Origin of the sequence: Citrobacter sp. Cy070, assembly GCF_030332245.1 — a bacterium.
GTDB lineage: Bacteria > Pseudomonadota > Gammaproteobacteria > Enterobacterales > Enterobacteriaceae > Citrobacter > Citrobacter youngae.
In genome coordinates, this window is record NZ_JAOWIG010000053.1 from 68,040 (window position 1) to 85,327 (window position 17,288).

A 17,288-nucleotide genomic window follows, 5' to 3' on the forward strand; every position below is an offset into this window, starting at 1 on the left:
TCAGCGTAACGACAACGTACTTGCCAGCGCTAAGACGTTGGCAATTGCCGCTTTCGCTTGCGGACTGTTTTTCCAGCATGTCGAGCCGACCATTGACGCCGCTTGCTGGGTAATATCGTCGACAGTAGAGTTTTTAAGATCGGCAAGCGAGTGGAAACCAAGTTGCTCAAGCCGCTCGATGACTTTGGGGCCAACGCCTTTTAATGACAGAAGTGCCTGACGCTCAGTGGTTGAAAAGGGCATTGTCTCTCCTTACGTATGCGCAATACTGACAATCCGCTTACGAATACATGCTGATAGCGGCCAGGCTATCAGTTATAGCCTGGCCAACAGAGGTAAGCAAAACTAGAACTGGTAGTTTAAGGATACCCAGTAGTTACGGCCCGGGTTGACGTATCCGGTCGTGGATTGTGCAGTCTGATAGTAGTCGCCTGCATAAGTACTATTGCGGCCAACCTGATACAGCGTGACGTCACTAAAGTCTTTATCCAGCACGTTGTTCACCGCCGTATTCAGCGTCAGTTCTTTGGTCAGTTTATAAGACATCCCCATGTCCAGAACGGTCCAGGCTTTTAAATTTGCACCTTTGTCGTCATACACCGCCTTTTGGACGGCGCTGAGGTTGTCGTAATTCTCCGTATAGCGTGGAGCCTTACCGCGGTAGCGAGCGCTCAGCCAGGCGTTCATATCTTCCGTTGCCTGCCAGTTCAGACGGGCGTTCGCCATGTGTTTCGGGGTATAACTCAGTGGCGCGCCTTTATTCTCGCCATCTTTTTGCTTGCTCTGGGTATAGGTGTAGTTGAGAGATAAACTCAGCGAGTCCGACCATAGCGGGAATGTACTGGCAAACTCGATACCATCGGTTCTTGCTTTACCGCTGTTGGTGTAGCTGTTGGTATTATCATCGATAGAATACGAAACGATTTTATTTTTGTATTCAGTATAGAAACCCGTGACGTTGGCGTTCAGCCCAGCGTCATTCTCATAGTAAAGCCCGGTTTCGTAACTGGTACTTTCTTCAGGTTTAAGGTTCGGGTTCCCGACGGTATTGACCGTCCCCTGTGCCGTTACGCCACTGATGCCATTATGAAGTTGGCTGAGTGATGGCGCTTTATAACCCGTTGTGACGCCGCCTTTGAGGGTCCACTCATCGGATACGTCCCAGACCATATAGGCACGTGGGCTGAGGTGCCCACCAAAGACGTCATTATGTTCATAGCGAGTCCCCACGGTTAAGGCCAGAGAATCGAGGATATGCCATTCATCTTCAGCATAGGCCGACCATGTTTTCTGGTGGAATGTCTCGCCGGTATTGGCCAGCACGACACCATCCTTCATGCGGGCATCCCAGTATTCTCCCCCGAGAGTCAACAGGTGCGAGTCACCTAACGGCGTCAGCAGCATGGAATCCAAAATAACGTTGGTGTTCTTCAGTTCACGTGCGTCGCCGGCCCGGCTCGCGTTCTCTGGTGTCAGTGCCGAGGAGACCAACTGGCGGCCTTTGTTCTCGGTTTCATTCCAGCCTACAGAGGATTTCCAGGTACCAAATGTTAATGCGGTATCGTGGCCGAGCGTCACTTTGTTACGCTCATAACGCAGCGTCTTATCATATCCGCCGGTCAGATTGCCAAGCTGTCCATCATCGTTATCGTAGCGTTGTCTGGCGGAATCGAGATCCAGCCACAACGTATTGCTGTCACTGGTTTTCCAGTCCAGGCGAGTGCCGATATTGTAATTCTCAGATTCCGTAGGATACGGCACGCGGGTGGAAGAGGTATCGCTCAGCGAAGTGACACTGGAGCCTTGACGCTGCGTGGTGCTGCCGCGAACTTGCATATCCAGTACACCGGCGATCAATGGGCCGCTTGACCAGAAGTTGGCGACAGTGCTGTTACCCCATTTATTACTTTCTTGCAGGTTAACGCCGGTATTAATGGACGTGCTCCATTTATCGGTGCTCTTTTTGGTGATGATATTGACGACGCCGCCAATGGCATCGGAACCGTATAACGTCGACATCGGACCGCGGATCACTTCAATATGGTCGATTGCCGCCAGTGGAGGCATAAAGCTGGTGTTCATGGCTGAAAAGCCGTTCGGTGTCACGTCGCTGCTACCATTTTGACGGATACCGTCAATCAAGAGCAGGGTATAGCTGGCGGGCATACCACGGATGCTAATTTCCAGACCGCCGGTTTTACCCGTGCTACTTTCGACATCCACACCTTCCACAGAACGCAGAGCTTCACCTAAATCGTTATATTTATTGGTTTGTAACTCTTGCTGTGAAATAACGGAAACGCTGGCAGCCGCATTGGTGATCTTTTTTTCGTAACCAGAAGCGGTTACTACCATCACGTCTTCAGCGAAGACAAAGGGGCTGGTAAACCCTATACAGGACAGAACGACAGAGGCAACAGGTTTTAAACGCATAGTCAAACTTCCTTTGTTAAAAATTCAAAGGCAGTAAGATAATTGATGAAAATGATAATACAAATAATTATCATTATATATTTACATAACTTGTCACTTATTGTGTCTTTCTTTAATAAATATACATAAATTGTCATGAATTTGAGGTAGGTAAAAACCGAAGCTGGTGAATAGTTTTTCCTGCAACTATTGCTTCTTATTTAATATAAAGGCGAGTAAATACGGTGATTTTGCTTAGGCACTTCAGCGAAGTGAGAGGTGAAAGTACCGGGTATTAGAAAGTCGTATGATGTTTTTTAAAAATCGTCATACTTTTCTGCGCTGCATCATTTTTTTCGACATTGCTGTCCGCCATAATCCCTTCCCCAGGAGACCGTCTAACGTAAATTGTTCGTTAAACGCGATAAAAATAACGTAAATCTGGATAAGAGAATGATTAAAGGCAAGCTGGCACTGCTGACGTGCGCACTGACTCTCGCATTAACCTCACCACTCCTCGCTGCGCAAAATGCAGACGAAGGCCAGACGTTAAAACTGGCCATTGGGCCCGAGCCGACGGAGGGATTTGACCCAATGTTGGGCTGGAGTCATGGCAGCTATCTGTTGTTGCATGCACCTGTGTTAAAGCAAAATGCGGATATGAGCTGGGGAAACCTGCTGACGGAAAAAGTGGTGACCAGTGCCGACGGCAAAACCTGGACGCTGACGCTTAAGCCCGATCTCAAATTCTCTGATGGTTCGCCGCTAACGGCTGAAGATGTGGTCTTCACCTATAACAAAGCCGCAAAAAGTGGTGGGAAAATTGACATGGGGAATTTCACCCATGCCCGCGTGATAGACAACCGCACGGCAGAAATTACGCTTAGCCATCCGCAGAGCACTTTTGTGAACGTGCTCGGTTCGTTAGGTATTGTTCCGGCAAAACAGTATGACGAAAAAACATTTGCCAAAAATCCGATTGGCGCAGGTCCTTACCGCCTGGTGAGCTTTCAACCAGGGCAGCAACTGATCGTGGAAGCAAACCCGTGGTATGCCGGTAAGAAGAATGATTTCAACCGGCTTGTGTTTGTATTCCTCGATGAGGATAACGCATACGCCGCAGCGCGTAGTGGCCAACTGGGACTGGTACGTATTGCGCCGTCGATGGCGGTGGCGCCCGCACAGCAGAATTTAAAACTGTGGGTTCGCGACAGTGTAGAAAACCGCGGTATTGTTTTCCCAATGGTTCCGGCTGGGAAGAAAGATGCTAATGGTTATCCGGTTGGGAACGATATTACAGCCGATATTGCTATCAGGCGTGCGATCAATTACGCCATTGACCGTAAGCAGCTTGCCGGGCAGGTTATGGAGGGGCATGCGATCCCCGCGTATAGCGCGGTTCAGGGGTTGCCATGGCAGGGGACTTCGGTGTCATTCAAAGATGGCGACGCTGAAAAAGCCCGGACGATTCTGGATCAGGCCGGCTGGAAAGTGGGCAAAGACGGCGTACGGGTGAAAGACGGTGAAGAGGCGCGTCTGACGTTGTGGTACGCCAGCGGCGACAGTACGCGCCGGGATTTAGCCGAGGCCGTACGTGCGATGCTGGAGCCAGTGGGTATTCAGATTTCGCTGCAGTCGGGTAGCTGGGAAACCGTTGAACGTCATATGCATGCTAATCCTACGCTGTTTGGCTGGGGAAGCCTGGACCCGATGGAGCTTTTCCATCACTACAGCGGGCAGGCGGCGGGTGTGGAGTATTACAACCCGGGCTACTACAGCAATCCGGTGGTCGAGCAACATCTCAAGCAGGCCATTGATGCACCAGACTGGCAAAAAGCGTTGCCTTTCTGGCAACAGGTTGAGTGGGATGGTAAACAAGGCGCAGGCGTACAAGGGGATGCCGCATGGGCATGGCTGCTGAATATTCAGCACACCTATCTGGCGAATCCGTGCATCGATCTGGGCAAAGGTGCACCGGAAATTCACGGTAGCTGGTCACTGCTCAATAATCTGGACGAATGGACCTGGACCTGCCGTTGATGAAGTCTGTTTTAGGCCATGTATTACGGCTGATAGTGTTGTTAGTGCTGGTCGCGGCTGGCACTTTCATCTTGCTCAGCTTTTCGCCGGTCGATCCAATCCGGGCCTATATTGGCAACGATTTGCTGCATGTTCCGCCGGAGCAATATGCACGTATTGCTGCTCGTTGGGGCCTGGATCAACCCCTGTGGGAGCGTTTTTTCCACTGGTTCTTACGCGTGCTACAGGGCGACCTTGGTTACTCGATGTTGTTTAATGCCCCTGTTGCCAGCGTGATTAAGGAGCGGTTTGCGACCTCGTTTGCGCTGCTGAGCGGTGCGTGGCTGGTTTCCGGTTTATTGGGAACGACAATGGGGTTTGTTGCCGGCCGCTACCTGAACCGTTGGCCGGATAAAGCCATCTGCCGACTTAGCTATCTGCTTTCTTCCTTACCGACCTTTTGGATTGGCATGCTGCTGTTGGCAGTATTTGCGGTACGCTGGCCGCTGTTCCCGGTCTGTTGTGCGTGGGAACCGGGAAATAACAGCGATATGGCAACGCTGACTGAACGTCTGCGCCATTTGGTTCTCCCTGTTTGCGCACTTAGCCTGCTGGGGCTGGGGCAAATTACGTTGCACACGCGGGAAAGTATCGCCAGCGTGATGAAAAGCGAATTTGTTCGTTTTGCGCGTTCGCAGGGTGACAAGGGGTGGTCGCTGTTGCGTCACCAGGTTCTGCGACACGCCATCACGCCAGCGCTATGTCTACAGTTTGCCTCGTTGGGCGAACTGTTGGGCGGTGCGTTGCTGGCTGAGAAAGTTTTTGCCTATCCGGGGCTGGGGCAGGCTACCATCGATGCCGGATTACGCGGTGACCTGCCGTTACTGATGGGGATTGTCTTGTTCAGTACCGTGCTGGTGTTTATTGGTAACTCTCTCTCTGCCTGGTTTGTCCATGTTCTGAATCGCGCGCTGGAGCGACCTGATGCTCTATAACCCGACGCCGACGCTTGTTCGTCTTCTGCTATCCGTGAGCGGCCTGTTATTTATTGCAGTATATGGCGCAGCTATGCTGGATAATCCGTTGAACGTGAATCTTCTTGTGCGTCATCTTCCGCCTGATGCGCTGTACTGGTTTGGTACCGACAATCTGGGGCGCGACCTGTGGGTTCGTTGCTTTCAGGGGGCGCTAACCAGCCTGCAAATCGGTATTGGCGCGGCGCTGTGCAGCGGATTCATTGCGTTACTGATGGCGGCGATTTCCCGTCTGCACCCACGCCTGGATGTCGTCATGCGTCTGATCACCGATGCGATGTTGTCCATGCCGCACCTTCTGCTGCTGATTTTGATCTGTTTTACCTTGGGCGGCGGGAAAAGCGGGGTGATTATGGCGGTTGCGCTCACACACTGGCCGCGGCTGGCATTGATTTTACGTGCTGAAGCGGAACGCGTTGCCCACAGTGATTACCTGACACTCACCTGGCGACTGGGGCATGGCCACTTTTACTGCTGGCGGCATCACTATTTACCTGCGCTATTGCCCCAGTGGTTAACGGGAACGTTGCTGATGTTCCCTCATGCGGTATTGCACAGTGCAGCGTTAAGTTTCCTTGGCTTCGGGCTGGCACCCCACGAACCTTCGCTGGGACTGTTGCTGGCAGATGCGCTGCGGTTTATCAGTCATGGCGACTGGTGGCTGGTGCTGTTTCCAGGGCTGATGCTATTTCTCCTTGTGATGCTATTTGATCAACTTGCCCGGGCGGTACATCGTTTATGGTTGAGAGGTGATGCATGTTGAGTTTGCGACAGATTTCGCTGGAAGTGGCGCGTTATCGCTGGTACGGCGCAAAAAAATGGTCCTCGTTGCTGCAGGATGTCTCTTTTGATGTTGCGTCGGGCCAGATGGTGGCGTTAGTGGGGGGCAGTGGTGAGGGTAAGAGCCTGCTGCTGCAATGCTTACTCGATCTGTTGCCGGAAAATTTGCGCTTTCATGGCAATATCACCCTTAATGGGAAAATGCTGGATAACAATGACATCAGGGCATGCCGTGGCAGTACGTTTAGTTATGTTCCGCAAGGTGTGCAGGCGCTGAATCCGCTGCTGTCTATTGAAAAGCATTTACGAAGAGCCAGCCAGCTTTCCGGTCAGGCGTGGAATGCAGGGCAAATTGAACACTTGCTCGAACGTCATCATCTGGAAACCACCGTGTTAGAGGCTTTCCCGCGTCAGCTTTCGGGAGGAATGGCCAAACGCATTCTGGCGTGTCATGCCGCACTCAGCCAGGCTCGTTATATTCTTGCTGATGAGATTACCGCCTGGCTTGATGCGCCTCTGGCAAATCAACTGCTGGAACAGCTACGCGGCCTGTGTGAGCGGGGCGCGGGCGTTTTATGGGTGACACATGATCTCACTCTGGCTGCACGTCACGCAGATCGCATTGTCGCGCTGCATCAAGGAACGGTGTCGGATAATGTTAGCCGGGAACAGCTTTTACGCGGTGAAATTAGTGAACATCTAAAACGGCAATGGCGAGCGCTGCCCGAAAGAAATCAACTTTTTGGAGAGCGGTATGCTGTGCTGTCGTGATGTGTTCATTCGTCAGGGAGGTAAAATACTGTGGCAAAATCTCTCGTTCTCGTTGTCACCAGGGGAGCGCATTGGGATTTGCGCACCCAGTGGAACCGGAAAAACAACGCTGGGACGTGTGCTTGCGGGGTGGCAAAAGCCGACGTCCGGCGACGTTCTGGTTGATGACCAACCGTTGCCGCGCCATCAATATTGCCCGGTGCAGCTTGTACCGCAGCATCCGGAATTAACCTTTAACCCCAGACGGAGTACCGGTGATGCGGTTCATGATGCATGGCGGCCAGATGCAGAAACGCTTGCCCGACTGCATATTAAGCCGGAGTGGCTAACGCGTCGTCCCGGACAACTTTCGGGCGGTGAGCTGGCGCGAATTGCCGTACTGCGGGCGCTCGACCCGCGTACGCGTTTTCTGATTGCCGATGAAATTACCGCCCAGCTCGATCCTTCCATTCAAAGGGATATCTGGGCGCTGCTGCTTGAAGAATGTCAGCGTCGGCCATTGGCTATGCTGATTATCAGCCATCAGCAGGCCCTGCTTGATCAGCTTTGTTCCAGCAAGCTCATTGTAGCGTGAAATGAGACAAGGGCTTGCAGCTGGCCTATTGATTTAATTGATATGTTATATTATAACATTCCACTCGCAAATGATTTGAGGGTGAAATTTTGGCTATGCATTTGGAAAAATTGGCAGTCGTTCTGGGGATGCTTTTTGTTAGTAGCCAGGTACTGGCGCATGGTCACCATTCCCATGGTGCACCAATGACCGAAATAGAACAAAAGGCGGCAGAAGGCGTTTTTGATGAAAAAAATGTGCAGAACCGTACGCTAGCCGACTGGGATGGCATGTGGCAGTCTGTCTATCCGTATCTGGTGAGTGGCGAACTGGATCCGGTATTCAAAAAGAAAGCGGAGAAAGACAAGAGCAAAACGGCAGAGCAGGTTAAAGCCTATTACCGTAAGGGCTACGCGACCGATGTTGACACTATTGGTATTGAAAACGGCGTAATGGAGTTTCATACCGGTAAAAAGGTGGCATCGTGTAAGTATGATTATGCCGGATATAAAATTTTGAACTATACGTCAGGCAAGAAAGGTGTGCGTTATTTGTTCGAGTGTAAAGACGCTGGCAGCGACGCGCCGAAATACGTGCAATTCAGCGATCACATTATTGCGCCACGTAAATCGAGCCACTTCCATATCTTTATGGGTAATACCTCGCAGGCTGCCTTGCTTGAAGAGATGGATAACTGGCCAACCTATTACCCTTATCAGCTCAAGGGAGAAGAGGTGGTGGATGAAATGCTGCACCATTAATCCCGACTGAAACTGTTCACAAAAACCCGCCGATGTTGGCGGGTTTTTGTGTATTACACTGACAGGAACATTATTTCCCGGATGTCAGCGTGTTGTAGCTGGTCATCAGGTTGCGATAGTCAGGAATATGGTTGGAGAACAACGTTCCCAGCCCTTCAATATCGTTGCGCCAGTCACGGTGTAATTCGCAGGCCAGACCGAACCACGTCATTAATTGTACGCCGGCAGACGACATACGATTCCATGCGGAATCACGGGTCAGCGGATTAAACGTACCGGATGCATCAGTGACCACAAACACGTCGAAACCGGCTTCAATGGCAGAAAGCGCAGGGAATGCGACGCAGACTTCGGTCACCACCCCGGCAATAATTAGCTGCTTTTTGCCTGTCGCTTTGATCGCGTTAACAAAATCTTCGTTATCCCAGGCATTAATCTGGCCAGGACGTGCGATGTAAGGGGCATCCGGGAACAGTTCTTTCAGCTCAGGAACCAATGGACCGTTAGGACCCGTTTCAAAGCTGGTGGTCAGAATCGTCGGGAGTTTGAAATATTTCGCCAGATCGCCTAATGCCAGAACGTTGTTTTTAAACTTGTCTGGATCGATGTCACGGACCAGCGAAAGTAAACCCGTTTGGTGATCGACTAGTAGTACGGCAGCCTGATCTTTATCAAGACGTTTATAAGCAATAGTCATTTTTCTTTCTCCATGTGATGAGAGGGGGCCTTGCGGGCTGAATCTACTGATAAACATTAGTGGCTAAACGGGGCATTGGGTAGGCGCAAAAGTGGGTTTCATCGTTGCAAATCTGGAACGAATAATGATGTTGCAATCGGACTGAAACAGAATGCTATATTCTAAAGCTTCTCTTTCCATCCCCTGGCGCATTCGTTAGCATATTGTCTCGCAGCAAGTGCATGTGTTTTTTCAGGAAGAGGTTAACGTGTTCGCAGAGTATGGAGTTCTGAATTACTGGACGTATCTGGTGGGTGCTATTTTTATCGTGCTGGTACCGGGGCCAAATACGATATTTGTGCTGAAGAACAGCGTCGGTCGTGGAGTGAAGGGTGGTTATTTGGCAGCAAGCGGTGTGTTTATCGGTGATGCCGTATTGATGTTTCTGGCCTATGCTGGCGTAGCTGCGCTAATCAAAACAACACCCGTATTGTTCAATATTGTTCGTTATCTCGGCGCGTTTTATCTGCTGTATCTCGGTGCGAAGATCCTGTATGCCACACTGAAATCGAAAGCCAGCGACGCTGCGCCAGAAGAAGTTCCGTTTGGTGCGATTTTCAAACGTGCATTAATTTTGAGTCTGACGAATCCTAAAGCCATTCTGTTTTATGTATCGTTCTTCGTACAGTTTATTGATGTCAACGCGACTCACTCAGGGTTGTCGTTCTTTATTTTGGCGATGACGCTTGAAATAGTGAGCTTTTTCTATCTGAGCTTCCTTATTTTCTCCGGTGCGTTTGTGACACAGTATATTCGTACGAAGAAAAAACTGGCTAAAGTTGGGAATTCCCTCATTGGCTTGATCTTTGTCGGTTTTGCCGCACGTCTGGCGACGCTTCAGTCGTAACGCTATTGGCCCGCTGTTGACGGCGGGCTTTCAGTATTAAGCTGTTCCCTTCATTGAAAAATGGGATTGTTATAACCAATAAATGGTATTTTAAATATATATTTTGAAGCGTACCCTGTTCACAGCAGCGATTCAATAAGACTCGCTGGTTGTCGACTGGAAAAGGGAAGAAAAATGCTTCAAATTCCACAGAATCATATTCATACACGCTCAACGCCGTTCTGGAATAAAGAAACTGCACCTGCCGGAATTTTCGAACGCCACCTTGATAAGGGTACCCGTGCCGGGGTTTATCCTCGACTTTCTGTGATGCAGGGGGCGGTCAAATATCTCGGATTTGCAGATGAACACAGCCCGGAGCCAGAAGAGGTGATGATTATCGAAGCCGGTCAGTTCGGCGTTTTTCCACCGGAGAAATGGCATAACATCGAAGTAATGACTGACGATACCTACTTTAATATCGACTTTTTCGTGGCGCCCGAAGTGTTGATGGAGAGCGCAAATCAACGAAAAGTTGTGCGTACCGGCAAGGAGTAAATCATGGGTAAAGCAACCTACACCGTTACAGTCACCAATAACAGCAATGGCGTGTCTGTCGATTATGAAACTGAAACGCCGATGTCGCTGTTGATTCCGGATGTCGCCGCTGAAGTGGTTAAAGACCTGGTCAATACGGTTCGTTCATACGATACCGAGAATGAGCACGAAGTCTGCGGCTGGTAGATGTTAGCCTCTGCCTCTGATTGAATATTTTCGTTTTTGATTTATAAACCGCACTGCGTTTTGATGGCGCAGTGCGGTTTTTTTGTCCGTGTTAAACCTGGAAATATCCGGAAAAAGATTTCTTAAGAATACCTTAAGAAATCCGCATTGATTGCTAATGTTGGATCATTCACAGGGGTTATGATCGTGAAACAGTCACAATACAGAACCTCGCTTATGAAACTGAATACCCGACTAACATTACCCATTTTCATTCTTGGGCTGGTCATCGTAGCGATCCCGTTCACTGCGAACTGGAATCTACCTTTGCTCAACGGTACTGTCGTCAGATGGATTGAGAATGGCCAGGCGTTATGGCTGCTGTTTGGTGCGCTTTTTACTCTCAGCTACATCCGGCCTTTATCACGTCCGGAAGGCGAGAAACAATTTTGGCTTTGGGCGGCTGTGTGGTGGTTGGTGTTGCTGGGTCGCAGTACCAGTTGGGGCCGTGATTATTTTCCGGAGCACCCTAAACTCCTGTTCAGAGCTATCTCAGTGGTATTGATTGCGATGATTATTTTGCCTGTCCTGATATCAAAACACTTACGCCAGGATATTGCCCGTCGCTTACGCAATGAACCGCTGCCGCTATGGCTGTTAGCGATCACCACCTGTGCATTTTTGATCTCCGATACGGTAGAGCATCATCGTCTGCTGGCCCCTATCTTTTTGCACAATGCGCAGTACGGCGATCTCATTGAAGAGCTGTATGAACTCCCGTTTATGGCGGGATTGTTTCTGATGAACCTCGGTTTTATGCAGCGGGATAAGCAGGTGGAATCAGCTGCCATTCGCTTTAGTGAACCACAGCTGGCGAAATAACGAGAAAAAGCCTGAGTCTGGGAAGTCAGACTCAGGCGGCCTGGGCGGTGACTTACTCAATGGCCTCGCACAGGCGTGATTTCATGTCGCTATACGTTTGTGCGGCATACTTCTCTGCCCATCCTTGATCGCTAATGTGCTCAATATTGACGGCACAATATTTGGTTTCCGGGGTCTTCGAGATGGGGTCCAGATTATCCTGGGTCAACTCATTACACGCGCCAATCCACCATTGATAGGTCATATACACCGTTCCGGTGTTGATGCGTTCAGAGACATCAGCCCGACTGATAACCTTGCCACGACGCGAACTGACCCATACCAGGTCACGATGACGAATACCTAATTTTTCTGCATCATGGGTATTGATTTGCACATACCCAGGCTCATCGGCCAGGGCCTGCAATGCTGCGCAGTTGCCGGTCATCGAGCGGCACGAATAGTGGCCGACTTCGCGCACAGTGCATAATACCATTGGGTACTTTTCATCAGGTACTTCTGCAGGAGCACGCCACTGTGCGGCAAACAATTTACCTTTGCCATTGGCGGTATCAAACTGGCTGTGTGCATACAGATACGGCGTACCTGGGTGATCGAGTTCCGGGCATGGCCACTGTACATGACCCATATCACCCATTTTTTCGTAAGTCACGCCGTAGAAGAGCGGGCATAGCTCGCGCATCTCATCCCAGATTTGCTGGTTACTTTGATACTGCATCGGATAGCCCATTGCGGTGGCCAGCAGACTGATGATTTCCCAGTCGCGTTTGACATCCCCCGTAGGTTCAATCGCCTGTTCAAACCGCTGGAATCCGCGGTCGGCGCAGGTAAAGACGCCGCCGTGTTCGCCCCAGGAGGTGGCCGGCAGGAGGACGTCGGCCATTTCCGCTGTCTTGGTCATGAAGATATCCTGCACGACAATAAAATCGAGCGCGTTAAACCCTTCGCGGACCAGACCTAAATCGGCCTCGGTTTGCAACGGATCTTCCCCCATGATGTAGTAGGCTTTAATTTTGCCTTCGATAGCCAGATGCGGAACTTCGGTGATGCGCGTCCCAACCTTGTCATCCATCTGATTAACGTCAATCCCCCAGGCGTTGGCGAATTTCTCCCTGACGGTGAAATCGGTCACGTCCTGATACCCTGGGAACTGGTTAGGCAGCACCCCCATATCGCACGCGCCCTGCACGTTATTTTGCCCACGCACCGGCCCAACGCCGACGTTAGGGCGTCCCAGGTTGCCGGTCAGCAACGCCAGGCTCGACAAGCCACGAACCACGTCAACGGCCTGACCAAATTGGGTGACGCCCATTCCCCACATCACAGTTGCCGAGGGCGCTGCGGCAAAAGTACGCATCGCCTGACGAACCTGCTGTGCGGGAACACCCGTTAAATGTTCAACGGCTTCAGGCGCGTAATCCTTGACGGTTTCCCAGTATGTTTCCAGGCCTTCGGCATGTTTTTGCACATATTCGCGATCGTAAAGTTGCTCTTCGATAAGCACATGGCCAAATGCGTTGACCAGCGCCATGTTACAACCGTTTTTCAACTGCAGATGCTGGTCTGCAATTCGGGCAGTTTCAATGCGGCGGGGATCGCAGACAATGATTTTTGCCCCGTTCTGGCGAGCTTTGATCACCCGGCGAGCCACAATCGGGTGCGAGTCGGCACAGTTGTAACCAAAGATCAGCAGGCATTTTGAGTTTTCAATGTCGCTGATGGAATTGCTCATGGCGCCATTGCCTAACGTTTCCTGTAACCCGGCAACGGAAGGGCCATGGCAGACACGGGCGCAGCAATCGACATTATTGGTATGGAGAACACCACGCGCGAATTTTTGCATCACGTAGTTGGTCTCATTCCCTGTTCCACGTGAAGATCCGGTGGTCATGATGGCGCGAGGACCATAGGTATTTTTGATATCGGATAAGCGTTTTGCGGTGTAACGAATGGCTTCATCCCAGCTAACGGGAGTGAATTTCCCACCTTTTTCATAACGGATCATCGGACGAGTCAGACGGGGAGTAAGAAGGCGAGTGTCGTTAAGAAAGTCCCAGCCATAGTAGCCTTTCAGGCATAACTGGTTTTGGTTCGTTACACCCTCTGCGGCTTCGGCGCGGATGATTTTGTTATTTTCAACAACAAGCTTGAGCTTGCACCCGGCCCCACAGTAAGGGCATACACTGGTGATTTTTTTCATCAATAACAGACCTGTTAAATGCTGAAATAGCGCGAATTGTAAACGGAGCCACGCGATACGCATCGCGGACTACGATTTGTCATAGTGACAGGCTGTTTATGCATAAAGTGTGCCAGAAGTGGAAACCCAGCAATGGCAGGGGCTGAGGGCGAGTAAGTAGACCTGAATGACTGACGATTCGACATTAATGACGAGCTACGTCAGGGCAAATGCCGCCATCGAATGGTTTAACCTTATGAAAGATCAGAAAAAGATGAAAATAACAGGTGATATTGGTCACAAATTTTAATTTTTCAGCGCTATGCTATGCTTTTATACAACGAGTGAATCGTTAACTTAAAAACATAAGCGAGGGATATTATGGGCATTATTTCATGGGTGATTTTCGGTCTTATTGCGGGGATTTTGGCAAAATGGATTATGCCGGGTAAAGATGGCGGTGGATTCTTTATGACCATTATCTTAGGGGTGGTTGGTGCGGTAGTGGGCGGTTGGATCAGTACCTTCTTTGGTTTTGGTAAAGTCGATGGTTTCAACTTTGGCAGTTTCGTCGTAGCCGTTATTGGTGCGATTGTGGTGTTGTTTATCTACAGAAAAATCAAAAGCTAAGCAAACATACTGACAATAAAGGCCACTGATAAGTGGCCTTTTTCTCAGATTACCACCAGCCCAGTTCCGTTCCCAGCACGACAATAATGGCCACGCCAATCATAATAAGCGTTGTTTTTTTCATCGTTATGCTCCTGGTGAGGCGTAGCCGCCAATAAAGAACCAGGACAGGAAAACGACAGCGGAAATGAAAATAATAACGGGGAAAATAATACCGAGTCGCATACGCTTATCTGCCAGAATAATTTAAAGACGATTAAGCATAACAGGGCTTAATGTACGACAAAAGCGGTTTTATCCTGGCGTTTCTTATCCTGATACATCGCACTGTCTGCAAGATGAAGTGCACAGTTGACGTCTGTCTCCAGCGAGTCAATTTCTACAACTCCCAGACTGGCTCCCGGATAATACAGACAGATATCACCCAGGTCATAGTCACCGCAAATTAGCTGCTGTAAGTGGTTTTTCACGCTTTGCAAACGAACACACGGCGACATTTCGATTCCCCCTGACAGGCTGGCGACTAAAAATTCGTCACCGCCCAGACGACCAAGAATATCATTCTCACTGCATCCACGGCGTAAACGCTGGCCAATTTGGATCAAAAACTGGTCACCGACTTCGTGCCCAAAACGATCGTTGATCAGTTTGAAATCATCTAAATCAATATAGGCGACAATAATTTTGTGCCTCAGGTGGCGTGCCAGCGAGAAGAGGGTTTCGATATTTTCAAATATTGCCCGACGGTTAGGTAGCCCGGTCAGAACGTCAGTGTAGGAGTGGGCGATCAGCGCAGCATTCGCTTCACGTAATTGAGCAACCAGCGATTCTTTCTGAATAGACTGCGCTATCAGGCCCGCGAACAGATGCAGTACCTGTTCACCTCGTTCACTAAGCGGTTGTTGCTGACGACTGGTGGCGCAGAGGGTGCCATAGAACGTGCCATCGGGCAGGTGGACAGGAGTACTCAGAAAGGTTGTGATCTCCAGCGCGCGTGCGGCGGTACATTCTGGCCAGCGCGCGGGAACGTTATCGCTATACAGACAGTTTGCGTCTATTGCGCGCTTGCAGAGTGTCTCATCCCACGGCACCGACAGCCCTTCGGGGATCTGCATTTGCTTACTATTACGCGCATACAGAATATGCTGCAGACGCGCATCTAAATCGACCTTAGTAAGATAGGTCGACTCCATCTCAGTCACTACCTCCAGCATCTCCAGAAGTTGCCGAACCAGACTCTCAACAGACTGCTCTGTGGCTAATGATTGTGAGACTCGGGCAAGGATCATGTCTGACATGAGAGGCAAATACTCCAGAATGCTGATAAGTCCTGTATTGCCCGCATAATAGAACATCGGAGGGAAAGATGAAACACGCTATCCGGGGCAAAATGTAGACATGGGATTGAAACTCGTCAGTAAAACATGGAGATAGGTGGGGAGTCGGGGTACTCTTCCAGTGTAACGTTTTTAACAGGAGTGAATATGAAACTTGCCTCTATTGTTGTGCCCGGCATTTTGGTGCTGGCGGGGTGTTCCACATCACCTGAAGCACCAGTACCACCGAAAATTGGCATGGCGAACCCGGCATCCGTATATTGTGAGCAAAAGGGCGGCGTGCTGGTTGCGGTGCAGACACCGCAAGGCGTAAGGTCGGATTGCAAACTACCCGGTGGCGAAGTTATTGATGAATGGGCGCTTTGGCGCAGAGATCATCCGGCAACGGGCAAATAACCCGCTGTCACAATTGACGTAACCACTCAGCCAGAACCAGCGCATGGTTTTGCTGTGTATCCTTCGCTGCATACAGCAGCGTTAACGGCTGTTGCCGGGCAATGTCCGCGAGTCGCTTGCCTTCCTGCTGTTGCTGGGCAAGTTCTACGCGGTATTGCTCGGAGAAATGAGCAAAATCGATGATATCTGCGTGGAATGCCTTACGTAAATCAGATGAGGGCGTCAGCGCTTTATCCCATTCATTGAAAACAAGATCGGTTTTTTTCACCCCGCGCGGCCACAGCCTGTCGACCAGAACACGATAGCCATCACTTTTTTCTGCCGGGTCATACACGCGTTTACACTGAATATTCATCTCTTAATCCGCTCCGTTAAGCTACTGAACTCGTCTTCACTACGGCTAAATAAGATCGTAAAACGTGACCATTATAGCATTTTGGCCACATAGACTCTCAATTTAAGGGATTGTGGTAACAACAAAAAATCGGTAGGCTGAGGCTCCTTATGTTGTCCCTCATTGTCTGGACATAAGGAAAGTTAATGGAAATTTCCCCTGTTAAAGATACGCTTCGCATTGCGCTGGTGGGCGATTACAGCCCCGATATTGTGGCGCACCAGGCTATTCCCCTTGCCATCGATGATGCTGCTGCCGTTCTGGAATTAGTGGCTGATTATGACTGGCTCACCACATCTGATATTAGTAGTGGCGAAGATTTAGTCGGCTATGATGCCATCTGGGTGGTCCCTGGCAGTCCTTACCAGCACCCGGAAGGCGCGCTGACGGCAATACGTTACGCCCGCGAAAACAGCATTCCATTTTTGGGCACTTGTGGCGGTTTTCAGCATGCCATTCTCGAGTATGCTCGCAATGTGCTGGGCTGGCGTGATGCTGCGCATGCGGAAACAGAGACCTCAGGCCGTATGGTGATTGCACCGCTGACCTGCTCGTTGGTCGAAAAGACGGATGATATTGAACTGCGCGCGAATACGCTGATCGCCAGAGCCTACGGACGGGATGTCATTACAGAGGGGTATCACTGTAACTATGGCGTGTCGGAAACTTTTGCTGCTGAGCTTGAAAGCGGCGATCTGCGAGTGACGGGCTGGGATGACTCTGGTGATGTTCGCGCTATTGAACTGGTGACACATCCGTTTTATGTCGGGACGCTTTTTCAGCATGAACGAGGGGCACTGGCAGGAAAGCCTGTACCGCTCGTCCAGGCACTGCTGTGCGCGGCCAGAGGATAAC

General features: G+C 50.3%; 21 protein-coding genes. 13 read left to right on the top strand and 8 right to left on the bottom strand.

The window, feature by feature from the left end; genetic code table 11:
- Together OGY19_RS07735 and OGY19_RS07740 are read right to left on the bottom strand one after the other, a co-directional pair.
- The gene (locus OGY19_RS07735) at positions 1–243 is read right to left on the bottom strand and encodes a helix-hairpin-helix domain-containing protein (protein ID WP_048211943.1); all 243 of its coding nucleotides are present in this window, start codon (positions 241–243) and stop codon (positions 1–3) included.
- Between the two features lie 102 nt (positions 244–345).
- Positions 346–2,433 carry a TonB-dependent receptor gene (locus OGY19_RS07740; protein ID WP_005120392.1) on the bottom strand — a complete coding sequence of 696 codons (2,088 nt, stop codon included), beginning with the start codon at positions 2,431–2,433 and terminating at the stop codon, positions 346–348.
- 432 nt (positions 2,434–2,865) lie between these two features.
- Between OGY19_RS07740 and OGY19_RS07745 the strand changes: the two genes are divergently transcribed.
- The 6 genes from OGY19_RS07745 (at position 2,866) to zinT (ending at position 8,330) form a co-directional block, all read left to right on the top strand.
- A complete protein-coding gene (locus tag OGY19_RS07745; RefSeq protein WP_115602171.1) occupies positions 2,866–4,452 on the top strand; it encodes an ABC transporter substrate-binding protein in 1,587 nt (528 codons plus the stop codon).
- Positions 4,452–5,426, top strand: a complete 975-nt coding sequence (locus OGY19_RS07750) for an ABC transporter permease (protein ID WP_061068819.1) — start codon at positions 4,452–4,454, stop codon at positions 5,424–5,426. Before OGY19_RS07745 ends, OGY19_RS07750 begins: the two co-directional genes overlap by 1 nt.
- On the top strand, positions 5,416–6,228 hold the full coding sequence (locus tag OGY19_RS07755; RefSeq protein ID WP_061067746.1) for an ABC transporter permease: 813 nt from the start codon (positions 5,416–5,418) through the stop codon (positions 6,226–6,228). The genes OGY19_RS07750 and OGY19_RS07755 overlap by 11 nt, the downstream gene beginning before the upstream one ends.
- The gene (locus OGY19_RS07760; protein WP_115602170.1) at positions 6,222–7,016 is read left to right on the top strand and encodes an ATP-binding cassette domain-containing protein; all 795 of its coding nucleotides are present in this window, start codon (positions 6,222–6,224) and stop codon (positions 7,014–7,016) included. The genes OGY19_RS07755 and OGY19_RS07760 overlap by 7 nt, the downstream gene beginning before the upstream one ends.
- On the top strand, positions 7,000–7,590 hold the full coding sequence (locus OGY19_RS07765) for an ATP-binding cassette domain-containing protein (protein ID WP_115602169.1): 591 nt from the start codon (positions 7,000–7,002) through the stop codon (positions 7,588–7,590). Before OGY19_RS07760 ends, OGY19_RS07765 begins: the two co-directional genes overlap by 17 nt.
- A gap of 95 nt (positions 7,591–7,685) precedes the next feature.
- Entirely contained in the window at positions 7,686–8,330 is a 645-nt protein-coding gene (zinT, locus tag OGY19_RS07770; RefSeq protein ID WP_186336741.1) for a metal-binding protein ZinT, read from the top strand.
- Positions 8,331–8,400: 70 nt separating this feature from the next.
- Here zinT and ycaC read toward each other — a convergent pair whose 3' ends face one another.
- The gene (gene ycaC, locus OGY19_RS07775; RefSeq protein WP_005120379.1) at positions 8,401–9,027 is read right to left on the bottom strand and encodes an isochorismate family cysteine hydrolase YcaC; all 627 of its coding nucleotides are present in this window, start codon (positions 9,025–9,027) and stop codon (positions 8,401–8,403) included.
- 247 nt (positions 9,028–9,274) lie between these two features.
- On the opposite strand from ycaC, the gene leuE reads away from it, so the two are divergent.
- The 4 genes from leuE (at position 9,275) to OGY19_RS07795 (ending at position 11,497) form a co-directional block, all read left to right on the top strand.
- Entirely contained in the window at positions 9,275–9,913 is a 639-nt protein-coding gene (gene leuE, locus OGY19_RS07780; RefSeq protein WP_048212597.1) for a leucine efflux protein LeuE, read from the top strand.
- 174 nt (positions 9,914–10,087) lie between these two features.
- Entirely contained in the window at positions 10,088–10,450 is a 363-nt protein-coding gene (gene yeaR / locus OGY19_RS07785) for a DUF1971 domain-containing protein YeaR (RefSeq protein ID WP_045441926.1), read from the top strand.
- 3 nt (positions 10,451–10,453) lie between these two features.
- Complete coding sequence (locus OGY19_RS07790; RefSeq protein WP_048211936.1) at positions 10,454–10,636, top strand: DUF1869 domain-containing protein; 183 nt, start codon at positions 10,454–10,456, stop codon at positions 10,634–10,636.
- 216 nt (positions 10,637–10,852) lie between these two features.
- Complete coding sequence (locus OGY19_RS07795) at positions 10,853–11,497, top strand: hypothetical protein (protein WP_061068820.1); 645 nt, start codon at positions 10,853–10,855, stop codon at positions 11,495–11,497.
- 52 nt (positions 11,498–11,549) lie between these two features.
- On the opposite strand, the gene fdhF is transcribed toward OGY19_RS07795, so the two are convergent.
- Complete coding sequence (gene fdhF / locus OGY19_RS07800) at positions 11,550–13,697, bottom strand: formate dehydrogenase subunit alpha (RefSeq protein ID WP_048212596.1); 2,148 nt, start codon at positions 13,695–13,697, stop codon at positions 11,550–11,552.
- A 360-nt stretch (positions 13,698–14,057) separates the two neighbouring features.
- Between fdhF and OGY19_RS07805 the strand changes: the two genes are divergently transcribed.
- Positions 14,058–14,306, top strand: coding sequence for a GlsB/YeaQ/YmgE family stress response membrane protein (locus OGY19_RS07805; protein WP_005120370.1), 249 nt, complete (start codon positions 14,058–14,060; stop codon positions 14,304–14,306).
- A gap of 49 nt (positions 14,307–14,355) precedes the next feature.
- Here OGY19_RS07805 and yoaJ read toward each other — a convergent pair whose 3' ends face one another.
- The 3 genes from yoaJ to OGY19_RS07820 are packed head-to-tail and all read right to left on the bottom strand — an operon-like array spanning position 14,356 to position 15,604.
- A complete protein-coding gene (gene yoaJ, locus OGY19_RS07810) occupies positions 14,356–14,430 on the bottom strand; it encodes a protein YoaJ (protein WP_099530266.1) in 75 nt (24 codons plus the stop codon).
- 2 nt (positions 14,431–14,432) lie between these two features.
- On the bottom strand, positions 14,433–14,531 hold the full coding sequence (locus OGY19_RS07815; RefSeq protein WP_086523648.1) for a YoaK family small membrane protein: 99 nt from the start codon (positions 14,529–14,531) through the stop codon (positions 14,433–14,435).
- A gap of 47 nt (positions 14,532–14,578) precedes the next feature.
- Positions 14,579–15,604 carry a sensor domain-containing diguanylate cyclase gene (locus OGY19_RS07820; RefSeq protein ID WP_115602167.1) on the bottom strand — a complete coding sequence of 342 codons (1,026 nt, stop codon included), beginning with the start codon at positions 15,602–15,604 and terminating at the stop codon, positions 14,579–14,581.
- A 186-nt stretch (positions 15,605–15,790) separates the two neighbouring features.
- On the opposite strand from OGY19_RS07820, the gene OGY19_RS07825 reads away from it, so the two are divergent.
- On the top strand, positions 15,791–16,039 hold the full coding sequence (locus tag OGY19_RS07825; protein ID WP_005120367.1) for a putative hemolysin: 249 nt from the start codon (positions 15,791–15,793) through the stop codon (positions 16,037–16,039).
- Between the two features lie 7 nt (positions 16,040–16,046).
- On the opposite strand, the gene OGY19_RS07830 is transcribed toward OGY19_RS07825, so the two are convergent.
- Positions 16,047–16,394: a DUF488 domain-containing protein gene (locus tag OGY19_RS07830; protein ID WP_048211933.1), complete on the bottom strand. Its 348-nt coding sequence runs from the start codon at positions 16,392–16,394 to the stop codon at positions 16,047–16,049.
- Positions 16,395–16,579: 185 nt separating this feature from the next.
- Here OGY19_RS07830 and OGY19_RS07835 point away from each other — a divergent pair, with 185 nt between their 5' ends.
- Positions 16,580–17,287, top strand: a complete 708-nt coding sequence (locus OGY19_RS07835) for a CTP synthase C-terminal region-related (seleno)protein (RefSeq protein WP_115602166.1) — start codon at positions 16,580–16,582, stop codon at positions 17,285–17,287.
- The last annotated feature ends 1 nt before the right edge of the window (position 17,288 follow it).

Coding starts and splice junctions, on each gene's coding strand:
- OGY19_RS07735 (WP_048211943.1), bottom strand. CDS start 243: ATGCCCTTTTCAACCACTGAGCGTCAGGCACTTCTGTCATTAAAAGGC.
- OGY19_RS07740 (WP_005120392.1), bottom strand. CDS start 2,433: ATGCGTTTAAAACCTGTTGCCTCTGTCGTTCTGTCCTGTATAGGGTTT.
- OGY19_RS07745 (WP_115602171.1), top strand. CDS start 2,866: ATGATTAAAGGCAAGCTGGCACTGCTGACGTGCGCACTGACTCTCGCA.
- OGY19_RS07750 (WP_061068819.1), top strand. CDS start 4,452: ATGAAGTCTGTTTTAGGCCATGTATTACGGCTGATAGTGTTGTTAGTG.
- OGY19_RS07755 (WP_061067746.1), top strand. CDS start 5,416: ATGCTCTATAACCCGACGCCGACGCTTGTTCGTCTTCTGCTATCCGTG.
- OGY19_RS07760 (WP_115602170.1), top strand. CDS start 6,222: ATGTTGAGTTTGCGACAGATTTCGCTGGAAGTGGCGCGTTATCGCTGG.
- OGY19_RS07765 (WP_115602169.1), top strand. CDS start 7,000: ATGCTGTGCTGTCGTGATGTGTTCATTCGTCAGGGAGGTAAAATACTG.
- zinT (WP_186336741.1), top strand. CDS start 7,686: ATGCATTTGGAAAAATTGGCAGTCGTTCTGGGGATGCTTTTTGTTAGT.
- ycaC (WP_005120379.1), bottom strand. CDS start 9,027: ATGACTATTGCTTATAAACGTCTTGATAAAGATCAGGCTGCCGTACTA.
- yeaR (WP_045441926.1), top strand. CDS start 10,088: ATGCTTCAAATTCCACAGAATCATATTCATACACGCTCAACGCCGTTC.
- OGY19_RS07790 (WP_048211936.1), top strand. CDS start 10,454: ATGGGTAAAGCAACCTACACCGTTACAGTCACCAATAACAGCAATGGC.
- OGY19_RS07795 (WP_061068820.1), top strand. CDS start 10,853: ATGAAACTGAATACCCGACTAACATTACCCATTTTCATTCTTGGGCTG.
- fdhF (WP_048212596.1), bottom strand. CDS start 13,697: ATGAAAAAAATCACCAGTGTATGCCCTTACTGTGGGGCCGGGTGCAAG.
- OGY19_RS07805 (WP_005120370.1), top strand. CDS start 14,058: ATGGGCATTATTTCATGGGTGATTTTCGGTCTTATTGCGGGGATTTTG.
- OGY19_RS07815 (WP_086523648.1), bottom strand. CDS start 14,531: ATGCGACTCGGTATTATTTTCCCCGTTATTATTTTCATTTCCGCTGTC.
- OGY19_RS07820 (WP_115602167.1), bottom strand. CDS start 15,604: ATGTCAGACATGATCCTTGCCCGAGTCTCACAATCATTAGCCACAGAG.
- OGY19_RS07825 (WP_005120367.1), top strand. CDS start 15,791: ATGAAACTTGCCTCTATTGTTGTGCCCGGCATTTTGGTGCTGGCGGGG.
- OGY19_RS07830 (WP_048211933.1), bottom strand. CDS start 16,394: ATGAATATTCAGTGTAAACGCGTGTATGACCCGGCAGAAAAAAGTGAT.
- OGY19_RS07835 (WP_115602166.1), top strand. CDS start 16,580: ATGGAAATTTCCCCTGTTAAAGATACGCTTCGCATTGCGCTGGTGGGC.